Raw genomic sequence first — 26678 nt, 5'->3', positions numbered from 1 at the left:
GTAAATGCGTTTATTCTGCAAGAGCGTCAAATCCAAGATTTGATCAGGCACGGACAGGGTGCCGAGGTACTGGCAAGAATATTCAGGCGAGGGGCTAGAGAGGCTCTAATTACTTGCCCCGAAGGCGGCCGAGCTCCGAGACGACCGCTTCGACTTCCGAGATGCTGAGGTTATGTTTGGTAATGACCATTTCATATAAGTCATAAATATCGTCGTATTGGCTTACCGAAAAAGCGGAAGCCTGCATGGCGGCCGCACTGGCCATGCGCAGTTTTGATTTGATCTGTTCAATCATATACTCGACGTTGGCTTGAGTCTTTTCATTCAAATCCATGGTTAACACCTTCCTCTCAGGTGGATTACGCAATTCATCCCTGTATTGTAACACGGCCCCGACAGAACGACCAATAGTTTTGCCAAGAACGAGGAGAATGGGGTAAAATCAGGGAAAACCCGTTGCCCATTTTTCGATTCCGGCACGAATGGAATCCATGGGCTGGATATTGATGAGGAGGTCCGTCATGAGCGATCAAGCAGGCAAGCTCCCGATGGCACAGACTGCAAGAGTCAGGATGTCGGGCCAGGAGCTGGGGCCATTTTTTCGGGAAATTTCCAAACGGCATGACGCTGAAGATGTTGTGTTCTTATGCATTGGAACCGATCGTTCGACGGGGGATGCACTGGGGCCGTTAACCGGAAGCCGACTTCTGGAATACGGCTTCCCGCTTGTGATCGGAACGCTGCAGGAGCCCTGCGATGCCGGGAACCTCGAAACCCGGTTGAAGGAGATTCCGGAAGGAAAGATCATGATCGCCATTGACGCTTGTCTGGGCCAGCCTTCTTCCGTAGGCTTTTTCTACACGATGGAGGGTCCGCTTACGCCGGCCGCGTCCGTGGGCGGCAAACTGCCTGCCGTCGGCCAGTATAGCGTTGCCGCCGTTGTCAACGTCCACGGACCGAAGCCCTATTGGACGCTCCAGGTAACATCCTTGTATCAGGTCATGCAGATGGCGGAGCAAATCGCTTCCCAGGCCGCCTCGGCCTTTGGCCTTAGGCCGTGAGACATTCGTTTCAACCGGGGATTTTTGGTTTAATTATAGAGCATTCTTTTATAAAATGTGGGTGTCTGGCTGACGGCATCCGCTGGATAGAAAGAAGGGTATCGCTATGGAAAAAGTACAATGCAACGGCACCACAATTTGTTATGTCGATCAGGGACAAGGGGAGCCGATCATCCTCCTCCACGGATTTTGCGGAAGCTCTGCCTACTGGGAGCAGCTTCTGCCGCACCTTCCCGGATATAGACTCATTGTACCGGATCTCCGGGGACATGGCCGGTCCGATGCGCCGATGGGATCGTATGCCATCGAGCAGATGGCGGATGATGTACAGCTCCTGATGGATGAGCTGGATATTCAGAAGGCTGTGCTGCTCGGTCATTCGCTCGGGGGCTATATCACGCTCTCGTTTGCCCAGCGTTACGCTTCTCGACTTCACGGCTTCGGCTTGATCCATTCGACCGGCTATCCGGATTCTGAGGAAGCGAAGGAGAAACGGGTGAAGGCGGTCAGTACGATACAAGGCGAGGGCATCACCTCCTTCGTGGATAACCTCGTGCCTGGCTTGTTTGCGCCGGACACTGAGAAGCTTAAGCCGGAGTGCATCCAGCGGGCGAAGGAAATCGGGTATTTGACACCTCCCCAAGGCGCAATCGGCGCTGCCTTGGCGATGCGGGAGCGTCCGGACCGCCGGGATGTGCTCTCTGCTTCGACGCTGCCGATTCTGCTGGTAGCCGGAGAGAAGGACGCCATAATTCCGCCGGAACGCAGCTTTACGACAGACCATGACAATGTGACGAAGGTCGTAATTGAAGGAGCAGGCCATATGAGCATGATGGAGACGCCGGAGAAGCTTGGCGAAGCAATCGTTGCTTATATGAAGTCGCTGCATGCGGAAAGTGAATGAGCGTTTTAATCGAATAGATGCATACGAATGAGCGGATATTCCCGAACAGGGGTATCCGCTTTGTTCTGGCCGCTGGCTTTCTGATTCCGAATAGCCTACAATTTAAACGTCAGCAATACACGGTAGATTAGCCATTGCCCATGTCAGGGATAATAAGGGGAGGCAAGCTCATGTTACGGAGAGATTATCTTATGCGGATGGTAGAGGATATGACCCAAATGATTGCCAAAGTATTTGCCCTGAAGCAGGAGCGCAAGCATACCGAGGCTTTATGGGAGCTCGACGACATGCTTCGGCGCCAGTTTCGTCTGAATTCCAAGCTGCTGCGTTCACTGTCGGCCTCCGATATCGAGCAGTTGTTTTACAATCACGGTTACTTGGAAGCAGACAGGCTTCAAGGGGCTGCCAGGCTGCTTGAAGAAGAGGCGGAGATCGAGCAGGAGCTGGGCCGTGAGGATGAGGCTGTTCATCTCTACACCAAAGTGCTTCAGCTGTATTTGAAATCCGCATTGAACGGGGCCGATCCCGGATTATTCGATTTGCCGGGGAGAATCCGGAGCGTTAAGGAACGGCTCCGCGCGTACGAGCTGCCCGCTCGGCTGGTTCGTGACGATATGGCCTATGCCGAGCAGGAAGGACGTTACGCGGATGCGGAGAATCTGCTTTATCAGCTTCTGCAAAGCGGGGGGATCGATGCCGATGAAGCGACCCGCTTCTATCATCGGCTTCTGCTGAAGCCTGCGGAGGAGCTGGAGAGAGGACAGCTCCCGCTTGCGGAGGTTCATGAGGGCATGGAGGAGCTGAGCCGGCGATTCATGCCGGGGAAGCAGGAAGAACTGTCCGGCCGGGAGTAGCCGGTCTATCTAATAAGGAAAGTGAGATGTACCCTTTGGAAGCTTTAAGAAAATTGATTCATAACATCATGGAGCAGTCTGCGTTAATTACAGCGACACTGAGTCAGCTTCGCAAACGGGAAGGCATGACCTACAGCAAGGTGACGGTCAAGCCGGTCGAGCTCAAGAGCAAGCTTCATTACCAGTTTGCCTACTATTCGGGCACCAAGGTGACGCACCAGAATGTGCCGACGGAGGAAGCGGAGGCCGTCCTGATCGATATGTTCGAGAATGTCTTCCGCCAGGCGATGATTTACACGCCGGAAGCCGATTATCAGGTTCTGATCTCGAAAAAATACAAGGTGTCGATTCTGACAAAGTCCCCGACCAAGACGTCTGTGGACATGTCCCATAACCGCAAGAAATCGTACATTCTTGAAGAAGGCGAGCCGGTTCCGTTTCTGGTAGAGCTCGGCATCATGAACGAGGACGGGAAGGTATTCGCACGCAGGTACGATAAATTCAGGCAGATTAACCGCTTCCTGGAGATGGTGGAGGATGTCCTCCCCCATTTGCCTGAGGATCGTCCGCTGACGATCGTCGATTTCGGATGCGGCAAATCGTATCTGACATTCGCGCTGTATCACTATTTGGCGGTGAAGGCGCGCAGAACGCTGAATATTGTCGGATTGGATCTAAAGGCGGATGTGATCGAACACTGCAGTATGCTGGCGAAAAAGCTGAATTACAGCCAGCTGCGTTTTCTTGTCGGCGACATCGCGGAATATGACGAATTGGAGCGGGTCGATATGGTCGTCACCCTGCATGCTTGCGACACCGCAACCGATGCCGCGTTGGAGAAAGCCGTACGCTGGGGGGCTTCGGTCATTCTGTCGGTGCCTTGCTGTCAGCATGAGCTGTTCGCCCAGATCAACAGTCCGGTCATGGAGCCGCTCTTGTCGCACGGCATTTTGAAGGAGCGCTTCTCGGCGCTGGCCACGGACGCCATCCGGGCGAAGCTGCTGGACCTGATGGGATACAAGACGCAGCTGCTGGAGTTTATCGATATGGAGCATACGCCGAAAAATATTTTGATCCGCGCGGTCAGCGGCTCTGCCGGAGAGCGGGATAAGCTGTGGCAGGAATATACCGCATTTCGCGATTTTCTGAAGGCCGATCCTTATTTGGAGCGGGCCTGCAGGGATTTGCTGCCGGATCAATCATCGATTTAACGTTAATAATCAGGGCGACAGAAGCGGGAGTGTCCGCTTTTGTCGCCTTTTTGTATGCCCTCACGCACTGAACCCCTACGATGCCAACCATATATCAAGCGGGCGGGGGTTCGCTTCAAATTGCATCAGGAGCGGCAAATCAAAGCGGCATCTACACACTTTAGAAATCGTTCGTTCCTGTAGAATATCCTCCCCCGGGCATGTCCACACTTGCTAATAGATCTTGAATATGGGAAATATGAGCCGTTCATCGTTTATACGTTCTAACCCTTAGGAGGGAGCGGCGATAAGGACGGCGAACGGACGGGAGGGGAGGCGGCACGAATGGCACAGAGGTGCTCATGGTATGGCGGTCTGCTGCTGACAGGGCTGCTCCTTACGGCCTGCAGTCAAACCGGCTGGTTCTTTGATTCGGATTTGTATTTGGCGGCTGCAAGCTGGGCGGGTCTTCTTTTGCTGGTTTTCGGTCTAGCGCGGATCAGCGGATACCGTCGGTCCTCTCACCACCGGGCTGCTCTTCCGGTTATTACGAGAGATCCTTACCGGGCAATTGCAGCGGTAGGTATCGGGGGAATCCTTGGGATCTATGTGCTGCATGGTCTTCAAGGACCCGTCAGCATGGAAGGTACGCTGAAGGAGATCGTCCTGTGGGGACTTTACGGTTCGTTTGCGGCGGCAGCCTGGGAAGTAAGCAGGACAGCGGAAGGCATGGCATCCTTGAGGCTGGGATGGCATCTTATCGGCGCGGTGTTATGCGGAAGCGCGCTGCTTCACGTCTATGGCGTGCTGGATCTGCCGTACGGTATCTATCATACGGCAGATCCGGCCGTTAGCGCGACTGGCGCGAGGCTTGGCGGCCTGCTGCAGTACCCGAATACGTTCGGGGCCGTGATGGCCGCCTTCCTGCTTGAGCGCCTGTTCGCGCTGGCGCCCGCGCTGCAGGCACGGCCGGGCGCGCTCCGCGCAGCGGCTGCGCTGCTGCCGCTGCCGCCCTACACCGCCGCGCTGCTCCTCACGGAGTCGCGCGGCGCCTGGCTCGCGGCCGCACTTGCGTGCGCGGCCGGGCTGGCCCTTGAGCGGCGGCGGATTGCGCCGCTCCTTATTGCCGCCGCAGCGCCTTTGGCGAGCGCGGCGCTGGTGTACCGCCAGCTGGCCGATGCCAAGCTGGCGCCCGCGGTGCTGCCCGGCCTGCTGTGGCTGGCCGGGCTTTGGGCCGGCGGCGTGCTCGCCGGCCTGCTGCTGTGCCGCTTGCGGCACAGCGGGGGCCCCCGGCGGCGCGTGCTGGCGCCGGCGGCCCTGGTTGCTGCGGCGGCGGGATGCGCCGCAGCGGGGCTTGTGATCCTGCACCAGGTGCAGGATCGGGCGCTTGGCGGCGCGGCTACGCTTAGCGCGCGCCATCTGATCTATAGCGACGCGTGGCAGCTGGCCAAGTCGTCGCTGTGGCTGGGACAGGGAGGAGAGACGTGGCGGCAGTCTTACCGCGCCATCCAGTCCCAGCCTTATGTCGGGGGCGAGGTGCACAGCGGGTATCTCGATATGCTGCTCAATACGGGCATTATCGGCCTGCTGATTGCCTGTGCCGCGCTGCTTGCTTTGATTGCAGGGATCGGCAGGGCATGTCCGAGACTGCTGCCGCCATTTCTCGTGCTGACGGTGCATGCAGCCATCGATTTTGATTGGAGCTATCCGCTGGTATGGCTGCTTATGCTGTGGCTGTCCGCAATGGGAACAATAATGGCTCCTTTGGCGTGTCGGACCATGAGGCAAGAAGAGGGGGAGAACGCTTTCGTGCGAGATGTTTCTATCACAGAACGCCCCCAACCCATCGGTGCATTGCGTCATCTCCTATCTAAGCCGACTGGAATATGGAGCCGTACCGCATCCCAGCGTTCGGGGCTGAAGGGCCGGATGTCATTCCCGCCCTCCGAATTGCGGAAACCGATACTGTGCTGGCGATCCCGTCTGCTGCACTGGATCTCGTCCCGTAAGCCGACCGTACGGTACTACCGACATCAACGCACCGACTCCCCCAAGGAGGGCTTTCGGCGATACTTCCCGGGCACTCCGCTTAAGCCATTCTGTATGCCGCACCGGTTTGCGCTCCGGCTGTCCGCACAATGGCATCGTCTCCCGCTTCTCCTTGGGTTCCTATGCTGGGCGGTCTTAACCGCTTCATTGGGCATGAGCGAGATGAAGCTTCGGTTGGCGGCTTCAGCGGGTGAGGCGGAGCGGGGCGGGTTGCTCCGAGCCGCCTTGTCGTGGAATCCCGCAAATACCGCGGCTGCGTTCGGCTTGTCCGAGCTGCTGCCGCCAGAGCAGCAAGTGATTGTGCTGGAGCGAAGCCTGCGTTATGCGCCTCAGCATGCAGGTTTGAGCTGGAGGCTCGCGGAAGCGCATGCGTTGGCAGGGCGTGCCGATACGGCCGCCGTTTGGTATCGCAAAAGCCTTGAGCTGGATCGCTACAGTTCCGATAAGCAGACGCGGGCGGTGCTGGCGCTAACCTCGCTTGCCGTGAAGCAAAGCGCCACCGGGGATGTGTCCGGAGCCGGACGCTCCGCTTCGGCGGCAATGGGTATGCTGAAGCGCTACCGCGCTCTCGCCGAAGGGGTTCATGCATCGCCTGGTCTCCGGAACGACCGGCGATTTCATTTGACGGCGCAAGCCCAGCGGCAGGCTGCCTTTTTAGAGGGATGGAGCGGGCGCGGGAAGCGGCAGCTGATCCGGCCGCGCCCGGGGCAGGCCCCAACACACCCGCCACTGCCCTAGCTGCTGCTTGCTCGCGGAAAGCTCTGGCTGCCCGCTTAAAGGCATGCTGTATTCACCGAGGCTTTGTGCGCTCCAAGTAGCGCGAATGCTCCCACCGCAAGCCTTGCTTTACATAGCTAGGTTGGCCATGCTCCGTCCCCAGCATTGCTGCTCCCAGCGCAAGCGTTGCTGTTAGTTACCTAGACCATGCTGCTCTCGCTGCAGGTAAACTGCACATTTAGAGCTCCCGCGCTCCCACCGGGTTCTGCCGCTCTCACCGAAGAAATTGCCACCCTAGCCGCGAGTCTGGCAGCAACCAGGGGCGGCGCTTGTTACTTAGGCCAAACGCGGGCCACGATGGCCTAACCGCCAAAGGCATCGCGGAATGCCGATGCGAGCTGCCGCTCCGGAACCTGCCACAGCTCCGCGATCTCGCCGCAGACCTCTTTTTCCCACCAGTCGCACAGCAGCTTTTTATTGCTGTAATTATCATGAATCCAGATCAGGTTGCCGATGACTTTCCGGTAGTACAGCTCCTCTCCTTGCTTAACGGCTTCCGGCGGAATGAATTGCTTCAGACGTTTGGCCGTCCGGTACAGTTCCTTGCTGCAGGCCCGCCTGATGCCGCGCGGCGAGGGGATCTTGCTGCCCGGTTGTTTGGTGTTCGGAGAATACATCGCTATTCACTCCTTTTGCTTCACCATATGTCCTTCTTCGGGCGAAAGTCACAGTGTCTCCGGCAAATGGGCGCAGTAGAAGGCATGTCCGGGGCTATGGTAGAATAGGCTAGTAGAAGAAATCAGCGCAAACAGAAAGAGGTGGGCCTTGGCGTGGAGTTCTTTTACGATATTGTCGGCCGGTTGTTTGAATGGATTCAGCAGCTGGGATACTTTGGGATTATGCTTGGCTTGATGGTGGAGGTGATCCCGAGCGAGATCGTCTTGGCCTACGGTGGTTATTTGATATCGCTGGGCGAGGTTCATTTTCTCGGAGCCATGCTGTTCGGGACTGTCGGCGGCGTACTGGCGCAGCTGTTTGTTTATTGGATCGGCCGCTATGGCGGCAGGCCGTTTTTGGAGAAGTACGGGAAGTACATATTGATTAAAAAGCATCACATGGATTACGCTGAAGAATGGTTCGCCAAATACGGCACCGGGGTTATTTTTACGGCGCGGTTTGTGCCTGTTGTGAGACATGCTATCTCGATCCCGGCAGGGATCTCGAAAATGCATGTGGGCCGCTTCACGCTCCTGACGACGCTGGCGGTCATTCCGTGGACGGCTTTATTTTTATATCTGGGCTGGATGCTGGGAGACCGATGGGAACAGATTGGCGAGAAGGCAAAGCCTTATACGCAGGAAATATTGCTGGGGGCTTTGGCGGTCATGATTCTTTATTTTTTGATCAAATGGATAAAATCAGCGAAAGTGAGGTCGAAACAAGATGAGTAAACATGTGGCTTCCTATTTGGGAACGGGTATCACCCCGCAGCAGTTTGTTGAAGGAATGCAGAAGAACCAAGAGGCCTTCAAAGCGGGATACGAGCAGTTCGAGTGGGCGAATCCCGAAGATCGGGAGTTCTTCGAAAGTCTAAATTACCGCGATGATCTGAGAGTGCTTATCCTGGCAGCGGATTGGTGCGGGGATGTTGTCCGTAACGTGCCGGTCGTATTTCGGGCAATGGAAACGGCGGGGATCCCGACAGAAGTGTTCATTCTGGAACAAAATTTTGAACTGATGGACCAGTTTCTTACTATGGGCGGGCGTTCGGTGCCGGTCGTTATTTTTGCCGATACCGGTGGTTATGTGATGGGGACTTGGGGGCCTCGGCCTGCGCATGTCCAGAAGCATATGATCGAGTTTAAACAGAACAATCCTGACCGCGAAGCCGCGGATTACCAGGACAACCTCGCTGCTGCAAGACAAAAAATCATCCAATCCTATGGGGAAGGATATGAGTTTCATGCCGTCATCATTAAGGAACTGCGTGAGCTCATTTCGGGGTTTTAAACGATGGCGCTTCATATTGAAACCTTTAGCTTGGGCCCTCTGGAAACCAATGCGTATTTGCTGACAGGCAGCGAGGAAGGCAAAGCGATCATCATTGATCCGGGCATGAATCCGGCTCCGCTTGTGAAGCGGATCGCGGATTTGGAGATTGAAGCGATCCTGCTGACGCACGCGCATTTTGATCATATGGGCGGCGTAGAGGAGATTCGCAAGCTGAAGGGATGCCCGGTTTATCTGCACACTATGGAGAGCGAATGGCTGACCAATCCGAAGCTGAACGGATCGACGAGATGGCCGGAGGTTTGTCCGCCGCTGTCCACCGATCCTGCTGAATATGATCTGGCAGATGGGCTAGAGCTGCAGCTGATCGGCGAAACCTTCAAGGTGTACCATACGCCGGGCCATTCGCCGGGAAGCGTCAGCTTTCTGTGTGGAAATGATCTCTTCTCAGGGGACGTTCTGTTCCGGATGGGGGTTGGACGTACCGATCTCCCTGGCGGGCGGGAACGGGATTTAATCCATTCCATCCAAAATACGCTGTATTCCTTTTCCGACGAGGTTGTCGTATATCCCGGACACGGACCCCGGACCAAAATCGGATATGAGAAACAGCATAATCCGTACGTGCCGGCCAGAAGCTAACATAATTACGACAAAAAACGAGAAATTTGTCTAGACAAACGAAGACAAGATTGATACAATACGGTTAATTAAATGTTACCCATTGCGAAGCACGCAGACTGTGGAATCCGTCCCGGTTTGCGTTCTTTTATTTTATGGGCCTTTATGCGCGGTTTTATGTTGGGGTTGGATGTTATTAGGGGGAGTCGCTGTGAGAAAAGATGAGTTGTCGCTTTTGGACGGATATGTAGCCGGAAGCAAGGAAAGCATGTCGAGAGACCATCATCTGCGAGCGCAACCGGAGATATCATCAATCGTGTGGAGTCGGCTGGTAAAGGGGGAAATGCTCGTCCGGCAGCCATGGCATCAGCGTCTGCAGTATAGAAGGTACCATGAGTAGGTAGGCTTGCATGGAGGCAGAGCGGATAACGTAGATCAATCAGGGCAAGGTGAATATTGTAGATCAATCAGATCAGAGCGGATAAGGTAACTCAATCAGGGTAGGACGGATAATGTAGAACAGTCAGGGCAGGGCGAGTAACGCAGATCATTCAGTAATGCAGGATCAGTCTGTATTATAGAATTAATCTGTATTGTAGAATCAACTAATAATGTAGAACAATACATGGTAAAGGTTTAGTTAGGGAAATGAGCCCAGTGCACCTTTTTATGATGGCGTCGATGGAAGTCATATTTGTTGTCATACAGGTATACCTTGAAGCTCCTTATTTAGGGCGCGGTGTTCAACGTGCGTTTCTAAATGAGGGGCTCTTTTATTTGCAGTAGCTTTGTTGTTCCGCTGTCCTGGAGCGCAAACTCCCTACTTTGTCCGGAACAAGTCCCTTTTAGGTACTTGAGAAGCGCAAAGGGCCCTCCATTGCCAGAACAAGTTCCTTTTAAGTACTTGAGGAGCGCAAACGGCCCTCAAATGCCGGATTTAGGTACTTGTGGAGCGCAAACGGCCCTACAATGCCGGAACAAGTCCCTTTTAGGTACTTGTGGAGCGCAAACCGTCCTCCATTGCCAGAACAAGTTCCTTTTAGGTACTTGTGGAGCGCAAACCGTCCTCCAATGCCGGAACAAGTCCCTTTTAAGTACTTGTGGAGCGCAAACCGTCCTCCAATGCCGGAACAAGTCCCTTTTAAGTACTTGTGGAGCACAAACCGTCCTCCATTGCCAGAGCAAGTCCCTTTTAGGTACTTGAGAAGCGCAAAGGGCCCTCCATTGTCAGAACAAGTTCCTTTTAAGTACTTGAGGAGCGCAAACGGCCCTCCAATGCCGGAACAAGTTCCTTTTAAGTACTTGAGGAGCGCAAACGGCCCTCAAATGCCGGAACAAGTCCCTTTTAGGTACTTGTGGAGCGCAAACCGTCCTCCATTACCGGAACAAGTCCCTTTTAAGTACTTGTGGAGCGTAAACCGTCCTCCATTGCCGGAACAAGTCCCTTTTAAGTACTTGTGGAGCGCAAACCGTCCTCCATTGCCGGAACAAGTCCCTTTTAAGTACTTGTGGAGCACAAACCGTCCTCCATTGCCGGAACAAGTTCCTTTTAAGTACTTGAGGAGCGCAATCGGCGCCCCAGCACGCGGTTTACTGCCCCTGCACATAGCCTGCTGCTCTTACGCTAGGGCCATTGAGGCCCTAGCGCCCTTGGCTTTGCCCTATCGGAACCCTTAGCTTTGCCCTATCGGAGTTCATGCACGCATCCTATTAGTTGCCCTTGCGTGTTATACCGATAAAAGAAAATATAAATCGATTTGAACGATTCCATAGAGCAGATCGTATTACGATGGAAGAGAAAGAAGGTGATGGTTTCGCAATGATCCTTGAAGAAGAGGATTGGATACGAAAAGCGCAGCAAGGCGATACGAATGCAATGGGGCAGCTTTTTAAGCACCATTACAGCTTTTTATATAAATACCTGCTGAAGATCACGATGGATCAGAACGTGGCAGAGGATACCGCTCAGGACACCGTGATTCGGTGCATGGAGAATTTGCAGCGATATAACGGGACCTCGTCCTTCTCTTCATGGATGATTACGATTGCCACCAGGCTCTATATCGACCGCACCCGAAAGCGGAAGCGGGAGAAGAGGTGGCTCGAGGAAGAGCACCAGCGGTCGGTCAGACGGCTTCGCTGGCAGATGGAGCGGCAGGGGGAGGAGTGGACCGATTTATTGGATGGCCTTGCCGGGTTGTCCGAAGAGCATCGGATCGCGATTCTGCTGAAGCATTATTACGGCTACAGTTACGAAGAGATCGGCGGTATGCTCGGCATACCGGAAGGTACGGTTAAATCTAGAACCGCTTATGGCATTAAGCAATTGCGGAAGGAGTTGAAGAAGGATGGCGAACAAGCCTGATAAGGAGGACGAGGTTTTGCTGGAGGGCTTAAGCAGGGACCTCGAGCGCCTGGAGCGGGTGTTTGACGAGGGACCGTCGCCCTCCTTGGAGGAATTTCAGCTGCTAGCGGCGCATACCCTTCGGCGGAAGCGGCGCCGGATGAAATACGAGCTTGTGCTCTTTATGCTGACAGCCTTGCTCATCGTAAGCATCGTTTGTATGGCAGCGATGGCCGCTCCGATGGTGCTGATCTTGATCCATGGAGCCAGCATGCTGGCAGGCATCGCGATTCTCGCAAGCTCCAGGAAACTAAGATCCGCGGGAAAGAAGGGATCCCATGAATGATGTAAGCACGGTCCCGGTATGGTTGATTGTACTGATTGTCGTGCTGGTTATGACTCAGGGAACCTCCCTGTTCGTTGACGCGCGCAAGCGCGGGCTCGGGAAATGGGCTTGGTTCTGGGGGATATGGGGCTCTACCACGTTTCCGCTGCCGCTGCTGCTTTATGTTTTGCTGGTGGTTCGGAGACAACAAAACGGGAAATGAGGGGACCGGTTTCTATTAAACATGAAGGGTGATCAAAATGGAGATCAATTGGGGATTAATCTGGCCGATTATTGCGCTGCAGGCTGTGCTGGCAGTAACGGCCCTGGTGTCTTTAACCAAGGCGGAAACGGAACAAATTCGAGGACCGAAATGGATGTGGGTGCTGATTATCCTGCTTGGGAACATCCTCGGCAGCGTCGCTTACTTCATCGGAGGGAGAAGGGCTTCATGATGGAACCTGTGCTTCGCATTCACAACTTGACCAAACATATGGGGAGCTTGACTCCTGTCAAAGGCATTTCATTCAACCTGGAGCGGGGCAGCTGCACCGCACTGCTCGGACCCAACGGAGCCGGCAAAACCACGACCCTGCGCATGCTGGCAGGCCTTTTATCACCATCCCAAGGAGAGATCCGATACGGGAATTCTGGGGAAACCGGTGCGGATAACCAGCGATGGCAAAAGCGGATCGGATACCTTCCCCAGTACCCGAAATTTTACGGTTGGATGTCCGGCCTGGAATATTTGATCTTCAGCGCCAAGCTGTCGGGCTTGCCCGGCAAACAAGCCAAGCTGCGGAGCCTTGAAGTGCTTGAAATGGTCGGCCTGCAAGAGGCCGCCAATCGCCGGATATCAGGGTATTCCGGAGGAATGAAACAGCGGCTAGGCATCGCCCAGGCGCTAGTGCACGAGCCGGAAATGATTTTGCTGGACGAGCCGGTATCCGCGCTTGATCCAATCGGGCGACGTGAAGTGATGGATCTGCTGGACCGGCTTCGTGGCGAGGTGACGATCCTGTTCTCGACGCATGTGCTTCATGACGCAGAGGAGGTCTGCGATCGCATGGTGCTGATGGTCGACGGACGAATTGCCGAACAAGGCGAATTGTCCGAACTGCGGGCGAAATACCGTCAACCGCTCCTGCTGCTGGAGGTTGAGCCTGGGGAGCGGGAAGCTGATTGGCTAAGAAGTTTACCGGAGAGACATTTTATCGAAGAGGCCGAAATTCGCAATCGTGCTGCCAGGCTGGTCGTTCAAGATATGGATGAAGCAAGGGCGGCATTGGTGCGGGAAATGGCCGATGCCGGAATCCGGTTTCAGCGCATCGAAGCAGGGGCTTCCTCATTGGAGGATATGTTTATGAAGGTGGTAGGGGCATGAGCATGTTTTGGATTCATTTTAAAAAAGAAATGTTGGAAGCCGCACGGTCATATAAATGGATATGGGTACCTGCGGTATTCCTGCTCCTGGGCGTCATGCAGCCGGTCATGATGTATTACTTGCCCGACATCTTGATGATGTCCGGCGATATTCCGCCGGAAGCGGCTGCATTGATTACGGTACCGCCGCCTGAGGAAATCCTGGCCTCTACTTTGAGCCAGTTCAGCACGATTGGTCTGCTGGTACTTGTGCTGTCCGCCATGAATACGGTGGCAGGGGAGCGCTCAAACGGAACGGCGGAGCTCGTGCTGCCCCGGATATCATCCGTGCTGCCCATGATGATCGCCAAGTGGGCGGCGATGATGTCTCTGCTGATTCTTTCGTTCGTCCTGGGCTATGCAGGCTCGGCTTATTATACTTCTCAGCTGATTGGTACGCTGGAATGGGGCCCGATGCTCGGGGCGGGTGCATTCTACATCGCTTGGCTGGCTTGGATCGTAACCCTGGTGCTCCCGCTCGGGGCGGTGCTTCGCGGTCCAGCTGCGGCATTCATCGCTTTGGGCTCGGCGGCCGCGCTGACGATGCTCGCTTCCTTGCTCCCTTCGCATCTTCAATGGAGCCCTGGCCGTTTGAGCGCAATCGCTACGGAATGTCTGACAGGCGGAGATCCATCAGCGTGGGCACCTGCAGTGTCGGCCGTGTGCTTTATGGCCCTGTCAACGATAGCGGCGACTCTGCTGCTGAAGCGTCGGCCGTTGTTGCCGCAAGCCTAGTTTCGACGGAGTTCGGTTAGATTTCCTTATTGAGCATGGACATCTCTAGCTTTTTCTAGTAGACTATGGAGATAAGGATAGACAACTCAGGAGGTAGACGATGCTTCGTTTAGGGGAAAAGATTACAATCGTCGCGGACGCCTTTGAGCAGAATCTTCCAATCGGTCAATACGGATATTTGATCGCCTATGACCGAAATCCGGACAATGCGTTTGATTACGTTATTCGGATTCCGAACCTCAACCGTAATTTTTTCGTTCCGGCAAGCGATGTCGAGCTGGAATCTGTCGTGTTGAAACAGGAAGCCGAGCGGATCGAGCGGGAAGCGCTCATCGATTTCGCCCTGTCGACATATAACGAGAAGCTGTTCCATCAGGTGATGAACGGCGAACTGCAAGCTGTTGAAGAAGAGGAAGAATCGAAAGAAACGATGTCCCAGGCCGATTTCATCAAGCAAGTGAATCTTCGTGCCTGGATTTAGAAGAGTCGGCTTTAGCCGGCTCTTTTTTGTTTGATATCAGAAAGTATAAGGCCTCTGGCGATCTGCTGCCTGATAACGAAAGAGAAATTAGCCCCGTTATCCATCGTTCAGTGCTCCTAGTCATCCTAAGTTCGCACGGATTCGTCCTGGACAAGCCTCGCGAATGATTCATCCCGGAAAAAAACGGTGGGGACCCGAGCTTTCCGTTTCGATTGAATCTTGCATGCTTCTACAATATAATGAGAAAAGTTATCGAGACAGACTTTACCCCTTTCATCATCAGGGGCACGAAGGAGGAAGTCCAAGCCATGAGCATTACGGTCAAAGATGTTCAGCATGTTGCCAAGCTGGCTCGTCTGAACTTGACGCCGGAAGAAGAAGAGATGTTTACCGGCCAACTGAACGCGATTTTACAATATGCCGAGAAGTTAAATGAACTGGATACAGACGGCGTAGAGCCAACCACGCACGTTCTTCATCTAAGCAATGTCATGAGGGAAGACGAGGTTCGCGAGAGCCTGCCGATTGAGAAGGTGCTGCTGAATGCGCCGGATGAAGAAGACGATCAATTCAAAGTACCAGCTGTACTGGAATAGCCTGAAGGGAGGAGACATACTTGAGCCTGTTTGATTTGAAATTGTCGGAAATACATAACAAGCTTCATGATAAGGAGCTTTCCGTATCCGATTTGGTGGACCAAGCCTTTACAAGCATCGGTGAGCGTGAGGACCGGGTGAAGGCTTTTATTACGTTGGATGAAGAGGGAGCGCGTTCGGCGGCCAAGGCCTTGGACAGCAAGCTGGCCTCCGGCGAGAGCCGCGGTTTACTGTTTGGCCTTCCTGCCGGCATCAAGGATAACATTGTAACGGAGGGACTGCGGACAACCTGTGCAAGTCAGTTCCTGTCCAATTTCAATCCGGTGTATGATGCGACGGTTGTCGGCAAGCTGCGTCAGGCGGATATCGTGACGATCGGCAAGCTGAACATGGATGAATTCGCGATGGGGGGCTCGAACGAGAACTCCAGCTTTTATCCGGTTCGCAATCCGTGGGATCTAGAGCGGGTTCCGGGCGGCTCAAGCGGCGGTTCCGCTGCGGCTGTAGCTGCGGGCGAAGCTTACTTCACGCTCGGCTCCGACACCGGCGGATCGATCCGCCAACCCGCTTCCTATTGCGGCGTGGTCGGACTGAAGCCGACGTATGGACTCGTATCCCGTTTCGGCTTGGTTGCATTCGCATCCTCGCTCGACCAGATCGGACCGATTACGAAAAATGTCGAGGATTCCGCGTACGTCCTGCAGGCGATCGCCGGATATGATCCGATGGATTCGACTTCCGCCAAAGTGGACGTGCCGGATTATTTGAGCGCGTTGACCGGCGACATCTCGGGACTGCGTATTGCCGTGCCGAAGGAGTATCTGGGCGAAGGCGTCGATGCCGAAGTGAAGGAAACGGTCATGAATGCGTTGAAGGTGCTCGAGAGTCTCGGCGCCGTATGGGAAGAAGTTTCCCTTCCGCACACGGAATATGCGGTAGCGACGTATTACTTGCTGGCTTCCTCGGAAGCTTCTTCGAACCTGGCCCGTTTTGACGGCGTACGTTACGGCGTTCGCGCCGATAACTCGGGCAGCCTTATCGATCTGTACCATGAATCCCGCAGCCAAGGCTTCGGGGATGAGGTAAAGCGCCGGATCATGCTGGGAACATATGCGCTCAGCTCCGGTTATTACGATGCTTACTATTTGAAGGCGCAAAAAGCGCGGACGCTGATCAAGCAGGACTTCGACAAGGTATTTGAGCAGTATGACGTGGTGATTGGACCAACTGCGCCAACGACGGCATTCAAGCTGGATACCCAAGTCGATGATCCGCTGACGATGTACTTGAACGATATTTTGACGATTCCGGTCAGCTTGGCCGGTGTACCGGCCGTGAGCGTGCCTTGCGGATTTGCGGACGGATTGCCGGTTGGCATGCAGATCATCGGCAAGGCGTTCGACGAGTCGACGGTTCTGCGCGTTGCGCACGCCTTCGAGCAGAATACGGACCATCACAAGCGCCGCCCTGAGCTGTAAGACGCGTGGAAGAAGGAGGGAAAACGAGAGAATGTCTACATCAAAATATGAAACGGTCATCGGACTGGAAGTCCATGTCGAGCTGCACACGAATTCGAAAATTTTCTGCGGATGCTCCACGGCGTTCGGGGCTCCGCCGAATACCCATACATGCCCGATCTGCCTCGGTCATCCCGGCGTACTGCCGGTGCTGAACCGCCAGGCCGTCGAATATGCGATGAAAGCTGCAATGGCACTGAACTGCACGATCAGCGACGTCAGCAAGTTCGACCGGAAAAACTATTTCTATCCGGACTCGCCGAAAGCCTACCAGATTTCGCAATATGACCAGCCGATCGGACTGAATGGATGGATTGATATCGAGGTAGACGGGAAGACGAAACGGATCGGGATTACCCGTCTCCATTTGGAGGAAGATGCGGGCAAGCTGACGCACGTTGATGGAGGCTACGCATCGCTCGTTGACTTTAACCGGGTAGGAACACCGCTGGTCGAGATCGTATCCGAGCCGGAAATTTCCTCGCCCGAGGAGGCGAAGGCCTATTTGGAGAAGCTGCGTGCGATCATGCAGTACTGTGAAGTTTCCGACGTGAAGATGGAAGAGGGCTCGCTTCGCTGCGACGCCAATATCAGTCTCCGTCCTTGGGGACAGAAGGAGTTCGGAACGAAGGCCGAGCTGAAGAACATGAACTCCTTCCGCGGCGTGCAGCGGGGGCTTGAATATGAGCAGTTCCGTCAGGCTGAGGTACTCGATGAAGGCGGTGTGATCGTTCAGGAGACCCGCCGCTGGGATGAGGCGCAGGGCAAAACGTTCTCGATGCGGGGCAAGGAGCAGGCGCATGATTACCGCTACTTCCCGGATCCTGACCTGGTATCGGTGCATATCAGCGAGGAGTGGAAGGAAGCGGTCCGCGCGACGATTCCGGAGCTGCCGGATGCGCGGAAAGCACGATATACTTCGGAGTACGGTCTCCCGGATTATGATGCGGCCGTCATTACGGCTTCCAAGCCGCTAGCGGACTTTTTCGAGGACAGCCTGAACTATACGAAGGATGCCAAGTCGGTGTCCAACTGGATCATGGGCGATTTGCTGGGGTATTTGAACGCGAACAATCTGGAGCTTTCCCAGGTCAAGATTACCGGACAAGGCCTCGGTGAAATGATCGGCTTGATCGAGAAAGGCACGATCAGCAGCAAGATCGCCAAAACGGTCTTTAAGGAGATGCTGGAAAGCGGCAAGCTCCCTGCCCAAATCGTTGAGGAAAAAGGACTTGTCCAAATCAGCGACGAAGGCGCGATCAAGAGCATTGTGGAGCAGGTGGTTGCGAATAACCCGCAATCCGTGGAGGATTATAAGGCCGGCAAGCAGAAGGCTATCGGCTTCCTGGTTGGTCAAGTGATGAAAGAGAGCAAAGGAAAAGCAAATCCTGCGCTCGTGAATAAACTGCTGGTAGAAGTGCTAAACGGCTGATCAAGGCGATCTTGGCATCAACCTATACCAGCAGGGATCTATCCGATATGAAAGGAGCTTGTCCCTCTGACAGGGGCAAGTTCCTTTTTAAAATATGCGATGAAGGAGCTTACCTCAATGATTACCCGTTTATCTCTTGAAGACCGGGACACGGTACAGCAAATATGGAGTCTGCAGCATATGGCCTATCCGCTCGAGGCCGAATTGATCGGCTTCTCTGAAATTCCGCCGCTGCTCGATACGTTTGAGACGCTGCGTGAATGCGGGGAAACCTTCTATGGGTATATAGATGATGATGGAGAATTGATTGGCGCCATCGCGGTTGAACCGGAGCCGCATCAGGTAACGATCTCCCGAATGATGGTGCATCCCGGCCATTTCCGGAAAGGGATCGCCGGCTCGCTGGTCCGGCACGTCCTGGACAGCTACGGGGAAGTTCCTTTATTTATCGTTTCGACGGGAACGCGGAATACGCCGGCCGTCGCCCTGTACGAGAAGTTCGGTTTTGTGAGGGATCATGCCTTTGAGGTCGCTCCGGGTGTGGAGCTGACCGAGTTCCATCTCAGGGTTCACCCGTAGAAAAAACAAGTTTAAACTTGGAACGCAATCATCATGAGGAGGGCACTGCATTTTGAATAATCCATGGGTGATTGACAATGTGACGATACTGCTTCGTCTGCTGCTCTCCATGCTGCTTGGAGGCCTGATCGGGTTTGAAAGGGAGCGCTCGAACCATGCCGCCGGTTTGCGTACGCATATTCTGGTATGTCTCGGCTCTGCGTTAATTATGCTGCTATCCATCTACGGCTTTGCGGATTTTGTTGCCGAAGTCAATGTGCGGATCGACCCTGCGCGTCTGGCTACCGCCGTCATTACCGGCATCGGATTTCTTGGAGCGGGCACCATCCTGTTCACGGGCAAATCGATCACCGGCTTGACGACGGCAGCCTCGGTTTGGGTCGTGGGCGCCATCGGGCTTGCCGTGGGGGCGGGTTTTTATTTTGCGGCAATCGTGTCGACGCTGTTGATCCTGTTAAATCTGGTGGTCTTCAATAAGCTGGAGCAGCGTTATATACGGGGAAGCAAGCTCCATCTGATTACCGTGCATGCTGCAAACACGCCCGGTGTCCTGGATGAGGTATCCGGGATTCTTGAGGAGCAGGGCTTCGTTATCAAAAAATTGGTCGTGAATGAACGCAGTACGGTTCCTTACGGTGAATTACAGCCTGCGCTTCCGATGCTGGAGATTTCCCTGCAGGTTTTAACCGACCGGAGATTCGAGCCGGTTGAAATTACGCGGCGCATACGGACCATTGGGCAAGTCTGCATGGTGACGGCGGAATGATACATGATGAAGGATAACGTTACTGAAAAATGGCAGCTGCTGATCAAAGGCAGCTGCCGTTTTTTTAGGGGAAACTCCTGGCCCTGCATAAGGCCCTGGAAGGGCTCTATCCAGTTTTTTGCCAGTTACTTCACGCTTTGGTTAGGGTACTATCAAAGAAAACAGCGAACGCCGCGATCTACGCAAACACGGTATGCCGGAAGGAGGGAAGGTTATGCGTACAGCACCGGAACAAAGAGCCGCTCGCGGGAACAAGCCGCGCAAAATTCGTGTGAAACGGTATCGGGGCATGCGGGGCAGGCAGCGGAAGCGCATCGCCCTTTTATTGGCTGCGCTCATCCCGGGCATGGGTCATATTTACCTTGGCATGTACCGCCGGGGAATAACATTCATCATGCTCCTGCTGCTGGATATCTCCGCATTATTGTATTTTTCCTCGATCGGTATGCAGATTAATGTTCCTTTACTCGTCGTGCTTGGACTGCTGATCCCGGTCGGCTATTTCTATAATGTGTATGATGCGCTGCAATCAGCCGAGGTGATCATTTCCCATAAGAGAAGGAGCGAGGGCGGCGGAGCCTCGGTTATTGACGGAAAGCGAAGAGGAAATCCATTTCGCGGCGAGCGGGGAGCTGCCTTTGGCATTACGCTGGTCGGCTGCGGAGCCTTGCTCATCTTATTCCATAACAAACCGCCGTGGCTTCAAGCCGTTATTCGCGATTATGGCACGGAAGCTACTGCAGTGGTGCTGATTGCCGCCGGGATATGGGTTGCGGTTCGGGAAGCGACTCGGCATCGTAAGAGCAAACGCAGCTTTCGCGGAGGGGACGCTTCTTCCCAGGAAGACAAGCAATTAAAGATATAGCATAAGCGGCGAAGGGAGGAGACGGATGAAGCCTAGAGTTAGAGTAGGGCGCTATACAGCGGCGGTATTACTGATCAGCACCGGGGTATTATTGCTGATGGACGAGTGGAAAGGGACAGACTATGTGTTCTTGCTCCAATGGTGGTGGCCGATGCTGTTCGTGCTGCTCGGGATGGAATACTTGGTGCGTTATTCGTTGTCAGTCGTCCTGGGACGCCGGAAGGAATTCCGGTTTCGCCCCGATCTCCGCGGCGTCGGCCTTGCCGTCTTTCTAACGGCGTCCGTATTCGTAATCTCCCAGCAGGAGCATTTTCTGCATTTATGGAACCGCGTCAGCTTGAATTTGACAGCGGCCGGCGTCGACTACAGCGAAGCGGCGGACAATCGCTTTGACAAGCCTGTACTGGAAATCCCGGCTGAGCTCAGCACGGAGAAGATCGTGATAGATCATCTGAACGGCGACATTTCCATCGTGCGGCGGAATGTGGATGATATTATCGTTGAGGCGGAGATTTGGGTCGATCAGGAGGAGCCGAGCATGGCCGCAGCCATCGCTGAGCAAAGCATCGTTGAAGCCACGGAGGGAAGCACCGTCACGATTCGCTCGAAAGGAAAATCATACGGGGAATCGGGCAAAAGGCAGCCCCGTATCAATCTTAATATAACGCTGCCGGATGACAGACGGTTCAATATGGAAGTACGGACGATGAACGGCGCGATCTCGCTTAGAGACGTGCAGGCGATCGATAAAATCTCGCTCGAAACCGGCAACGGTCCTATCTCGCTTGCTGGCATCTACGGAAACGTGACGGGGAAGACGCTTAACGGGGAGGTTATGGCCCGGGGGATTATCGGCGATGTCAAGCTGTCAACGAACCGGGGGAGCATGACCGCTGTCGACATTGCAGGCGAAACGGATCTCAGCTCACAAGTCGGCAACATGACGGTTAAGCGGGCATTAAACCATATTCGCGTTCAGACCAGAAACGGCCATATTCTGGTTAGCGACGTTCCGGCCGATCTGAGCGCAGAGTCGTTGAACGGCAGCGTGACGATCCGCTCAACGAAAGTCGGAGGCGATTGGAACATTTACAGTGCGGTGGGAGAAATGAAGCTCCACATTCCGCTTGAAGGGGATTACAAGCTGGAGGGGACGATCAGCTACGGCCGTATTTTAACCACGCTGCCTAATCTGTTCATCGAGCAGAAGACGATTTCCGGGGAATCGGGCGCTGGCGAGCATTCGATCAAGATTGAGGGCAACAGCGATCTGAACATCTACCGAAGCTACCCGGAAAGCTCCGAGAGCATCAACAACAGGGGCATGGCGCCTCTGCCGCATTGACAAAAATCCAACAGCCGCCGTACAATAAAGGATAAGAGCGGCTTAGGCTGCGGATAATCCTAGTTCAACTTGAAGGCGGTGGGCAACCATGGCAACTTCCGTGCAGCATGCGCTGGAACAACTTAAAACGACCGGTGTCCGTATTACGCCGCAACGTCATGCGATTTTAACATATTTGGTGGAATCCATGGGCCATCCGACTGCGGATGATATTTATCGGGCTCTGGAGCCGAATTTTCCAAGTATGAGCGTAGCTACTGTATATAATAATTTGAAAATGTTTATTGAAGCCGGTATGGTGCGCGAATTGACTTACGGCGATAATTCCAGTCGTTTCGATGCGAATGTATCGGATCACCATCATATTATTTGCGAGAAATGCGGAAAAATTGAAGATTTCAGCTACCCGTCCCTTAAAGATGTGGAAGTGCAGGCTGAGAAGTGTACCGGGTTTGAAGTAAAGGGGCTTCGGATGGAGCTGTACGGGCTCTGCAAGTCCTGCAAATAAACATCGGTTAAGTAAGAAGAACGCGCGGAATCCACGATTCCACACGTTCTTATTTTTTTGAAGCCATTTGTAGGCGTACCCAGAACATGAATAGCTGGGGAAACGGCGGGGATAAGGAGGAGAGGTATTGGCAAGGAGAAGATATCGAAGAAAGCGTCGTGCCAGGAGAGGCTCCTTTTATATAGGTGTCATACTGATTGCTGCGGGGATCTGGTGGATCATGAATGATTTGGCGTCGAATTCGAAGCATATCGTTCCGGACTGGCTAGGAATGGACAAACCGATCTTCGTTCAAGGAGAGCTTATGGAGCATTCTGCCCGGGGGACAAAGGCGGATCTGAAGCTGCCGCTGCCGGTGATCCAAGAAGCGGTCGACAGTAATATCCGTTATGAGCCGGATTCGAAGTCCATTATTATAACGACCACGGAATCGGTGCTGCGGATGAAGATTGGATCCCGGGAGGGCGAGCTGAACGGCAAGCCGCTAACTTATCCGGTTGCACCCGAGCTCGTTGACGGCATCGTGTATGTTCCGATGAAGCCGCTTAAAGAGCATTACGGCATAGCGGTACATGAGGATGGGGCCGACGGGGCGGTTATCCTGATGCGGGCCGGCGATTCGATTCAGCTCGCTGAGGTCGCGCCGGCCAAGCCTGACGGAACGGTTGCGATGAGAGAGGGCATGGGGAAAAAATCGCCGATCGTGCTCGATCTTTCAGCTGGGCAGCGTCTGCGCATATGGCGTGAGGAAGCAGGATGGTATTTTGTACAAACGGATAACGGATATACCGGATATGTTCCGGTGGAGCGGGTTGCGAAGAGGGATCTGAAGGAAATTCCGGTTATCGCCCAAACGCCGTCCCGAGCGGAGCGCGAGTGGAGGAATAAATCCGTTAATTTGACGTGGGAGGCCGTGTATACGAGAAATCCAAGCCCTGATCATATTGAGCCGATGCCTGGCGTGAATGTGGTCAGCCCTACTTGGTTCAGCATTTCCGATGCGGAAGGCAGCGTCAAATCCAAGGCTTCGTTGCCGTATGTTAACTGGGCGCATAAACGGAACATGGAGGTGTGGGGTCTGCTGGACAACAGCTTCGACCCTGAGCTTACGACCGAAGCGCTGTCGACGTATGAACGGAGATCCCGCATAATCGGGCAAACACTTTCCTATGCCAAGCAGTATAAGCTTGACGGAATTAATATCGATTTTGAGAATGTTCATACCAAGGACAAAGATAAGGTCGTGCAATTCGTGCGTGAGCTGAGACCGTTCGCAAAGGATCGGGGCTTGATCCTCTCCATCGATGTGACGCCGAAGTCCAACAGCGAGATGTGGTCCCTGTTTCTGGATCGAAAACGGCTTGGGGAAGCGGTCGATTACATGATGGTAATGGCTTACGACGAACACTGGGCATCCAGTCCTCGAGCCGGATCGGTCGCCTCGCTTCCATGGGCGGAGCAGTCGGTTAGACGCATTATCGAAGAGGATGGAGTACCGCCATCCAAGCTGGTATTAGGCGTGCCGCTATATACAAGGGTATGGACTGAAAAGAGCGATGGAGGAGAAGTCAAAGTCTCGTCCAAAGCCATTGGGATGGAAACAATGCAGACTCTGCTTAAGGAGCGAAAGCTTTCGGGAACCCTTGATTCAGCGACGGGACAAAACTACGTACAGTTTAAAGAAGGCGGCGCCACGAACCGAATATGGATGGAGGATGGCGTATCCCTTAAAGCCCGCGTTCAATTGGCTAAAAAGCTGGAACTTGGCGGCATTGCGGCATGGAATCGAAGCTTCGCAGTCCCTGAGGCATGGAAAACGCTAAACACGATCCATGATTAGATTTACGGCAATCCTTGTGTTAACTATTGAGAAAATAAATAAAACCGGTTATCCATAAGGGTAACCGGTTTTTTGTCTGTTTATGAGGTTTATAAAAGGGCTGGCGGCCAATCCTTGGATAGGCCGATCTTGAGCGGTCTGCTAGGTCGTGCTCTTCTGTGACTCCAGTTCCTCTGCGGTGATGTTGGCCTGGTTCGGATCCAGTGTCAAGATGGTGTGGCAGAACATGCAGCGGTCGGTTTTACCCAGCATCTTGGTCAGCTTGTCGCACTCCGGACACTGGATTTGAACAGCATTCGTGGAGAGCATCCCGGCCCAGAAGTAAATGGCCAGACTGCCCATCATCATAATGAGACCGAATACTAACCCGACTCCTGCAAATACTTTGCCGGCTTGGCCCCAGAAGACGATACCGGCCGTTCCGAGGACCATGAGTCCCATGCCCAGCATGGTCAGCAGCAGGCCCCATGTGCGGAAAGCGTTGATTTTTGCGTTCTTAAAGATCATGGCTTCATAATCTCCTGTTCTTAAAATGTTTAATGGACTGTTCCATGAATAAAACGAGCATAGTTTGATTACAGCATCTAAAAAATGGGTTGCATTCTTGCTAAGTGAAGCAATCCGGTGTCCCTTTTTTCTTATCTCCTAAAAGAAGGAACTGACATGGACATGTAGAATTACATTATAACTGAAATGGCTGAAGTTCGCCAAGGAATGTATGGAGGGGAACCGTGGAATTAGCCAACTTTTCTTTATATTATGGAAATACGGTAGATGAAGGAGCTATTGGAGCGATCGCATACCGTAATAAGAACGATGCAGTACTTGGCTCGCCTGTTCATGATTTTGAGATGAATCTCGTTGTCGTCTATGATGGGATACCTGACGAGCCTCCCAACCAGCATTCTGTAGTGAACGGTGATCGGTGCCAGGTGATCAGCATCGGCATGGATGCATTGGAGCATGAGCTTCTTGAAGGGGAGCATAAAGTATTGATTCGGTGTTTTCTCGAAGGGGATATCATTAGTGATCATGAGGATCGCCTCGCCAAGCTTCGACGTGATTTCTTAAGATTCGCCGAGCCGATTCGGGAGCGAAAGCTGTTTATTGGGTTTGCTCATTTTTTGCAGAAATATGTGGACATCAAGCTGCTGATCAAGCAGGACCGGATTTTGGATGCATATCATACGCTTCTGGACGGGCTTCATTGCTGGGCCGAGCTGGAACTGATCGAACGGGGCATTCATCCGGAAATTGCGGTATGGGAGCAAATGACGGGACTCAATACACCGGTGCGGAAATTGTACGAAGAGCTTACGGTCAGCACGGAAACGCTTGATCAGCGGTTAGAGCTTGCGCTCCTAGCCTATGAGTTCTCGATGGTCTCAAAGCTGGAGAAGTGTGCGGCATTGCTTCTGCGCGTGATGCGCAGTCGCCGCACGCCGTGGACGATTCAGGAGCTGATCCTCCATCCGGAGCTTGCCCCGGTGGCTGCAGAGCTCCAGATCGTACTGCGCAACCTGGTGTATCGATCCTTGGTTAAGGAAGCGCCTGTGTGCAAGGAGTCCCGGCATAGCGGCTTCTCTACCATCCGATATTATTCGGAGTGCTGAAGAAGGACGAGAGTCCTTCTTTTTTTGTTTCTTTAATAAGCGACACCCGGAACGTGATGTGATTTTATTTTGTTCAACAAGTGATTCACCCGGAATGTAATGTAATGATGGATAGACAAATGAATAGACAGATGGATAGACAGACGGATGGATAGATAGTTAGATGCTGCATGGGACTTGTCGTCGTGGCAGGCAAGCCATGCCATGCAGATCATTCCTATATGAGTGTGAGGGGGCTGGTCTGCACTTACAAGGTTCCGATACTGATCAAGACCACCGGCAGAGCACAACGTTTCATCATTAAGAGTAATCGTCAATAAGGATCGATTCTCTTTTCATAGAAGCAACACAGCGAGCAATATAGGATTTCGTTTGTTATATGAAGTCGAATAAAAAAATTATAAAGAATGTTGACGAACGCAATCGATCTGTGATACATTATAACTCGCCCCTCGAAAGGGACTTTGGTAATTCGGTTGAGAAAATGTCGAATTAAAAAGTTTTTTAAAAAAAGTTCTTGACGAAAAGATGGGCGATATGATATATTATAAAAGTCGCCGCTGAGATGCGGATGACGATGAGAAACACAAGTTGATCTTTGAAAACTGAACAACGAGTGAGTGAAAACGAACCGCTTCGGCGGGGAGTTACAATAGAGAATTGAACAAATTCTCGTCAGTTTTTCTAAATGAGCTTAATCGCTCTTTCAATTCATCATCCGAAGGGATGATCTTTATTGGAGAGTTTGATCCTGGCTCAGGACGAACGCTGGCGGCGTGCCTAATACATGCAAGTCGAGCGGACTTGAAGAGGAGCTTGCTTCTCTGAGAGTTAGCGGCGGACGGGTGAGTAACACGTAGGCAACCTGCCCTCAAGACTGGGATAACTACCGGAAACGGTAGCT

General features: G+C 53.5%; 29 protein-coding genes and 1 rRNA gene. 27 read left to right on the top strand and 3 right to left on the bottom strand.

Going from position 1 to position 26678, the window contains the following annotated elements; all coding sequences use genetic code 11:
* Positions 1–109: 109 nt before the first annotated feature.
* A complete protein-coding gene (locus J2Z18_RS27975) occupies positions 110–334 on the bottom strand; it encodes a DUF1128 domain-containing protein (RefSeq protein ID WP_007131665.1) in 225 nt (74 codons plus the stop codon).
* A 187-nt stretch (positions 335–521) separates the two neighbouring features.
* On the opposite strand from J2Z18_RS27975, the gene yyaC reads away from it, so the two are divergent.
* The 5 genes from yyaC to J2Z18_RS27950 all read left to right on the top strand — a co-directional run bounded on the left by yyaC (position 522) and on the right by J2Z18_RS27950 (position 6796).
* On the top strand, positions 522–1061 hold the full coding sequence (gene yyaC / locus J2Z18_RS27970; protein WP_144878980.1) for a spore protease YyaC: 540 nt from the start codon (positions 522–524) through the stop codon (positions 1059–1061).
* A 106-nt stretch (positions 1062–1167) separates the two neighbouring features.
* Positions 1168–1965: an alpha/beta fold hydrolase gene (locus tag J2Z18_RS27965; RefSeq protein WP_210095663.1), complete on the top strand. Its 798-nt coding sequence runs from the start codon at positions 1168–1170 to the stop codon at positions 1963–1965.
* Between the two features lie 170 nt (positions 1966–2135).
* Positions 2136–2819, top strand: a complete 684-nt coding sequence (locus J2Z18_RS27960) for a DUF6483 family protein (protein ID WP_007131662.1) — start codon at positions 2136–2138, stop codon at positions 2817–2819.
* Positions 2820–2845: 26 nt separating this feature from the next.
* Positions 2846–4030 (top strand): class I SAM-dependent methyltransferase, encoded by a 1185-nt coding sequence (locus tag J2Z18_RS27955; RefSeq protein WP_144870071.1) that lies wholly within the window; start codon positions 2846–2848, stop codon positions 4028–4030.
* A 324-nt stretch (positions 4031–4354) separates the two neighbouring features.
* On the top strand, positions 4355–6796 hold the full coding sequence (locus J2Z18_RS27950) for an O-antigen ligase family protein (protein ID WP_210095662.1): 2442 nt from the start codon (positions 4355–4357) through the stop codon (positions 6794–6796).
* A 341-nt stretch (positions 6797–7137) separates the two neighbouring features.
* On the opposite strand, the gene J2Z18_RS27945 is transcribed toward J2Z18_RS27950, so the two are convergent.
* Positions 7138–7452, bottom strand: coding sequence for a hypothetical protein (locus tag J2Z18_RS27945; RefSeq protein WP_210095661.1), 315 nt, complete (start codon positions 7450–7452; stop codon positions 7138–7140).
* Between the two features lie 153 nt (positions 7453–7605).
* Between J2Z18_RS27945 and uptA the strand changes: the two genes are divergently transcribed.
* From uptA to J2Z18_RS27845, 20 genes are all read left to right on the top strand, one after another.
* Positions 7606–8226 (top strand): undecaprenyl phosphate transporter UptA, encoded by a 621-nt coding sequence (gene uptA, locus J2Z18_RS27940; RefSeq protein WP_007131658.1) that lies wholly within the window; start codon positions 7606–7608, stop codon positions 8224–8226.
* Positions 8219–8785: a thioredoxin family protein gene (locus J2Z18_RS27935; RefSeq protein WP_210095660.1), complete on the top strand. Its 567-nt coding sequence runs from the start codon at positions 8219–8221 to the stop codon at positions 8783–8785. Before uptA ends, J2Z18_RS27935 begins: the two co-directional genes overlap by 8 nt.
* A 3-nt stretch (positions 8786–8788) precedes the next feature.
* Positions 8789–9427: an MBL fold metallo-hydrolase gene (locus tag J2Z18_RS27930; protein ID WP_144878984.1), complete on the top strand. Its 639-nt coding sequence runs from the start codon at positions 8789–8791 to the stop codon at positions 9425–9427.
* 190 nt (positions 9428–9617) lie between these two features.
* On the top strand, positions 9618–9806 hold the full coding sequence (locus J2Z18_RS27925; RefSeq protein ID WP_028407080.1) for a hypothetical protein: 189 nt from the start codon (positions 9618–9620) through the stop codon (positions 9804–9806).
* A gap of 1389 nt (positions 9807–11195) precedes the next feature.
* Complete coding sequence (gene sigY / locus J2Z18_RS27920; protein WP_007131654.1) at positions 11196–11771, top strand: RNA polymerase sigma factor SigY; 576 nt, start codon at positions 11196–11198, stop codon at positions 11769–11771.
* Positions 11755–12096, top strand: a complete 342-nt coding sequence (locus tag J2Z18_RS27915; protein ID WP_007131653.1) for a YxlC family protein — start codon at positions 11755–11757, stop codon at positions 12094–12096. The genes sigY and J2Z18_RS27915 overlap by 17 nt, the downstream gene beginning before the upstream one ends.
* Entirely contained in the window at positions 12089–12298 is a 210-nt protein-coding gene (locus J2Z18_RS27910) for a hypothetical protein (RefSeq protein ID WP_007131652.1), read from the top strand. The genes J2Z18_RS27915 and J2Z18_RS27910 overlap by 8 nt, the downstream gene beginning before the upstream one ends.
* Before the next feature lie 37 nt (positions 12299–12335).
* Entirely contained in the window at positions 12336–12530 is a 195-nt protein-coding gene (locus tag J2Z18_RS27905) for a PLDc N-terminal domain-containing protein (protein WP_007131651.1), read from the top strand.
* Complete coding sequence (locus tag J2Z18_RS27900; RefSeq protein WP_007131650.1) at positions 12527–13459, top strand: ABC transporter ATP-binding protein; 933 nt, start codon at positions 12527–12529, stop codon at positions 13457–13459. The genes J2Z18_RS27905 and J2Z18_RS27900 overlap by 4 nt, the downstream gene beginning before the upstream one ends.
* On the top strand, positions 13456–14232 hold the full coding sequence (locus J2Z18_RS27895; protein ID WP_007131649.1) for an ABC transporter permease: 777 nt from the start codon (positions 13456–13458) through the stop codon (positions 14230–14232). The genes J2Z18_RS27900 and J2Z18_RS27895 overlap by 4 nt, the downstream gene beginning before the upstream one ends.
* 100 nt (positions 14233–14332) lie before the next feature.
* On the top strand, positions 14333–14713 hold the full coding sequence (locus tag J2Z18_RS27890; protein WP_007131648.1) for a hypothetical protein: 381 nt from the start codon (positions 14333–14335) through the stop codon (positions 14711–14713).
* A gap of 308 nt (positions 14714–15021) precedes the next feature.
* The gene (gene gatC, locus J2Z18_RS27885; RefSeq protein ID WP_007131647.1) at positions 15022–15309 is read left to right on the top strand and encodes an Asp-tRNA(Asn)/Glu-tRNA(Gln) amidotransferase subunit GatC; all 288 of its coding nucleotides are present in this window, start codon (positions 15022–15024) and stop codon (positions 15307–15309) included.
* A gap of 20 nt (positions 15310–15329) precedes the next feature.
* Positions 15330–16787, top strand: coding sequence for an Asp-tRNA(Asn)/Glu-tRNA(Gln) amidotransferase subunit GatA (gene gatA / locus J2Z18_RS27880; RefSeq protein ID WP_007131646.1), 1458 nt, complete (start codon positions 15330–15332; stop codon positions 16785–16787).
* Positions 16788–16818: 31 nt separating this feature from the next.
* A complete protein-coding gene (gene gatB, locus J2Z18_RS27875) occupies positions 16819–18258 on the top strand; it encodes an Asp-tRNA(Asn)/Glu-tRNA(Gln) amidotransferase subunit GatB (protein WP_007131645.1) in 1440 nt (479 codons plus the stop codon).
* 117 nt (positions 18259–18375) lie between these two features.
* Positions 18376–18837, top strand: coding sequence for a GNAT family N-acetyltransferase (locus tag J2Z18_RS27870; RefSeq protein WP_007131644.1), 462 nt, complete (start codon positions 18376–18378; stop codon positions 18835–18837).
* Positions 18838–18889: 52 nt separating this feature from the next.
* A complete protein-coding gene (locus J2Z18_RS27865; RefSeq protein WP_007131643.1) occupies positions 18890–19603 on the top strand; it encodes an MgtC/SapB family protein in 714 nt (237 codons plus the stop codon).
* A 214-nt stretch (positions 19604–19817) separates the two neighbouring features.
* On the top strand, positions 19818–20468 hold the full coding sequence (locus tag J2Z18_RS27860; protein ID WP_007131642.1) for a hypothetical protein: 651 nt from the start codon (positions 19818–19820) through the stop codon (positions 20466–20468).
* A 25-nt stretch (positions 20469–20493) separates the two neighbouring features.
* A complete protein-coding gene (locus J2Z18_RS27855; protein ID WP_007131641.1) occupies positions 20494–21813 on the top strand; it encodes a DUF4097 family beta strand repeat-containing protein in 1320 nt (439 codons plus the stop codon).
* A gap of 88 nt (positions 21814–21901) precedes the next feature.
* Positions 21902–22321: a peroxide-responsive transcriptional repressor PerR gene (gene perR / locus J2Z18_RS27850; protein WP_007131640.1), complete on the top strand. Its 420-nt coding sequence runs from the start codon at positions 21902–21904 to the stop codon at positions 22319–22321.
* 127 nt (positions 22322–22448) lie between these two features.
* Complete coding sequence (locus J2Z18_RS27845; RefSeq protein ID WP_210095659.1) at positions 22449–24161, top strand: glycosyl hydrolase family 18 protein; 1713 nt, start codon at positions 22449–22451, stop codon at positions 24159–24161.
* Between the two features lie 141 nt (positions 24162–24302).
* Here J2Z18_RS27845 and J2Z18_RS27840 read toward each other — a convergent pair whose 3' ends face one another.
* Positions 24303–24668, bottom strand: a complete 366-nt coding sequence (locus tag J2Z18_RS27840) for a DUF2614 family zinc ribbon-containing protein (RefSeq protein ID WP_007131638.1) — start codon at positions 24666–24668, stop codon at positions 24303–24305.
* 224 nt (positions 24669–24892) lie between these two features.
* Here J2Z18_RS27840 and J2Z18_RS30960 point away from each other — a divergent pair, with 224 nt between their 5' ends.
* Complete coding sequence (locus J2Z18_RS30960) at positions 24893–25774, top strand: nucleotidyltransferase-like protein (protein ID WP_007131637.1); 882 nt, start codon at positions 24893–24895, stop codon at positions 25772–25774.
* Between the two features lie 733 nt (positions 25775–26507).
* Positions 26508–26678, top strand: a 16S ribosomal RNA gene (locus J2Z18_RS27830); the annotation flags it as partial.

The organism is Paenibacillus lactis (genome assembly GCF_017873605.1).
Taxonomy (GTDB): domain Bacteria; phylum Bacillota; class Bacilli; order Paenibacillales; family Paenibacillaceae; genus Paenibacillus_AQ; species Paenibacillus_AQ lactis.
This window is presented reverse-complemented; position numbering and strand designations above follow the sequence as displayed.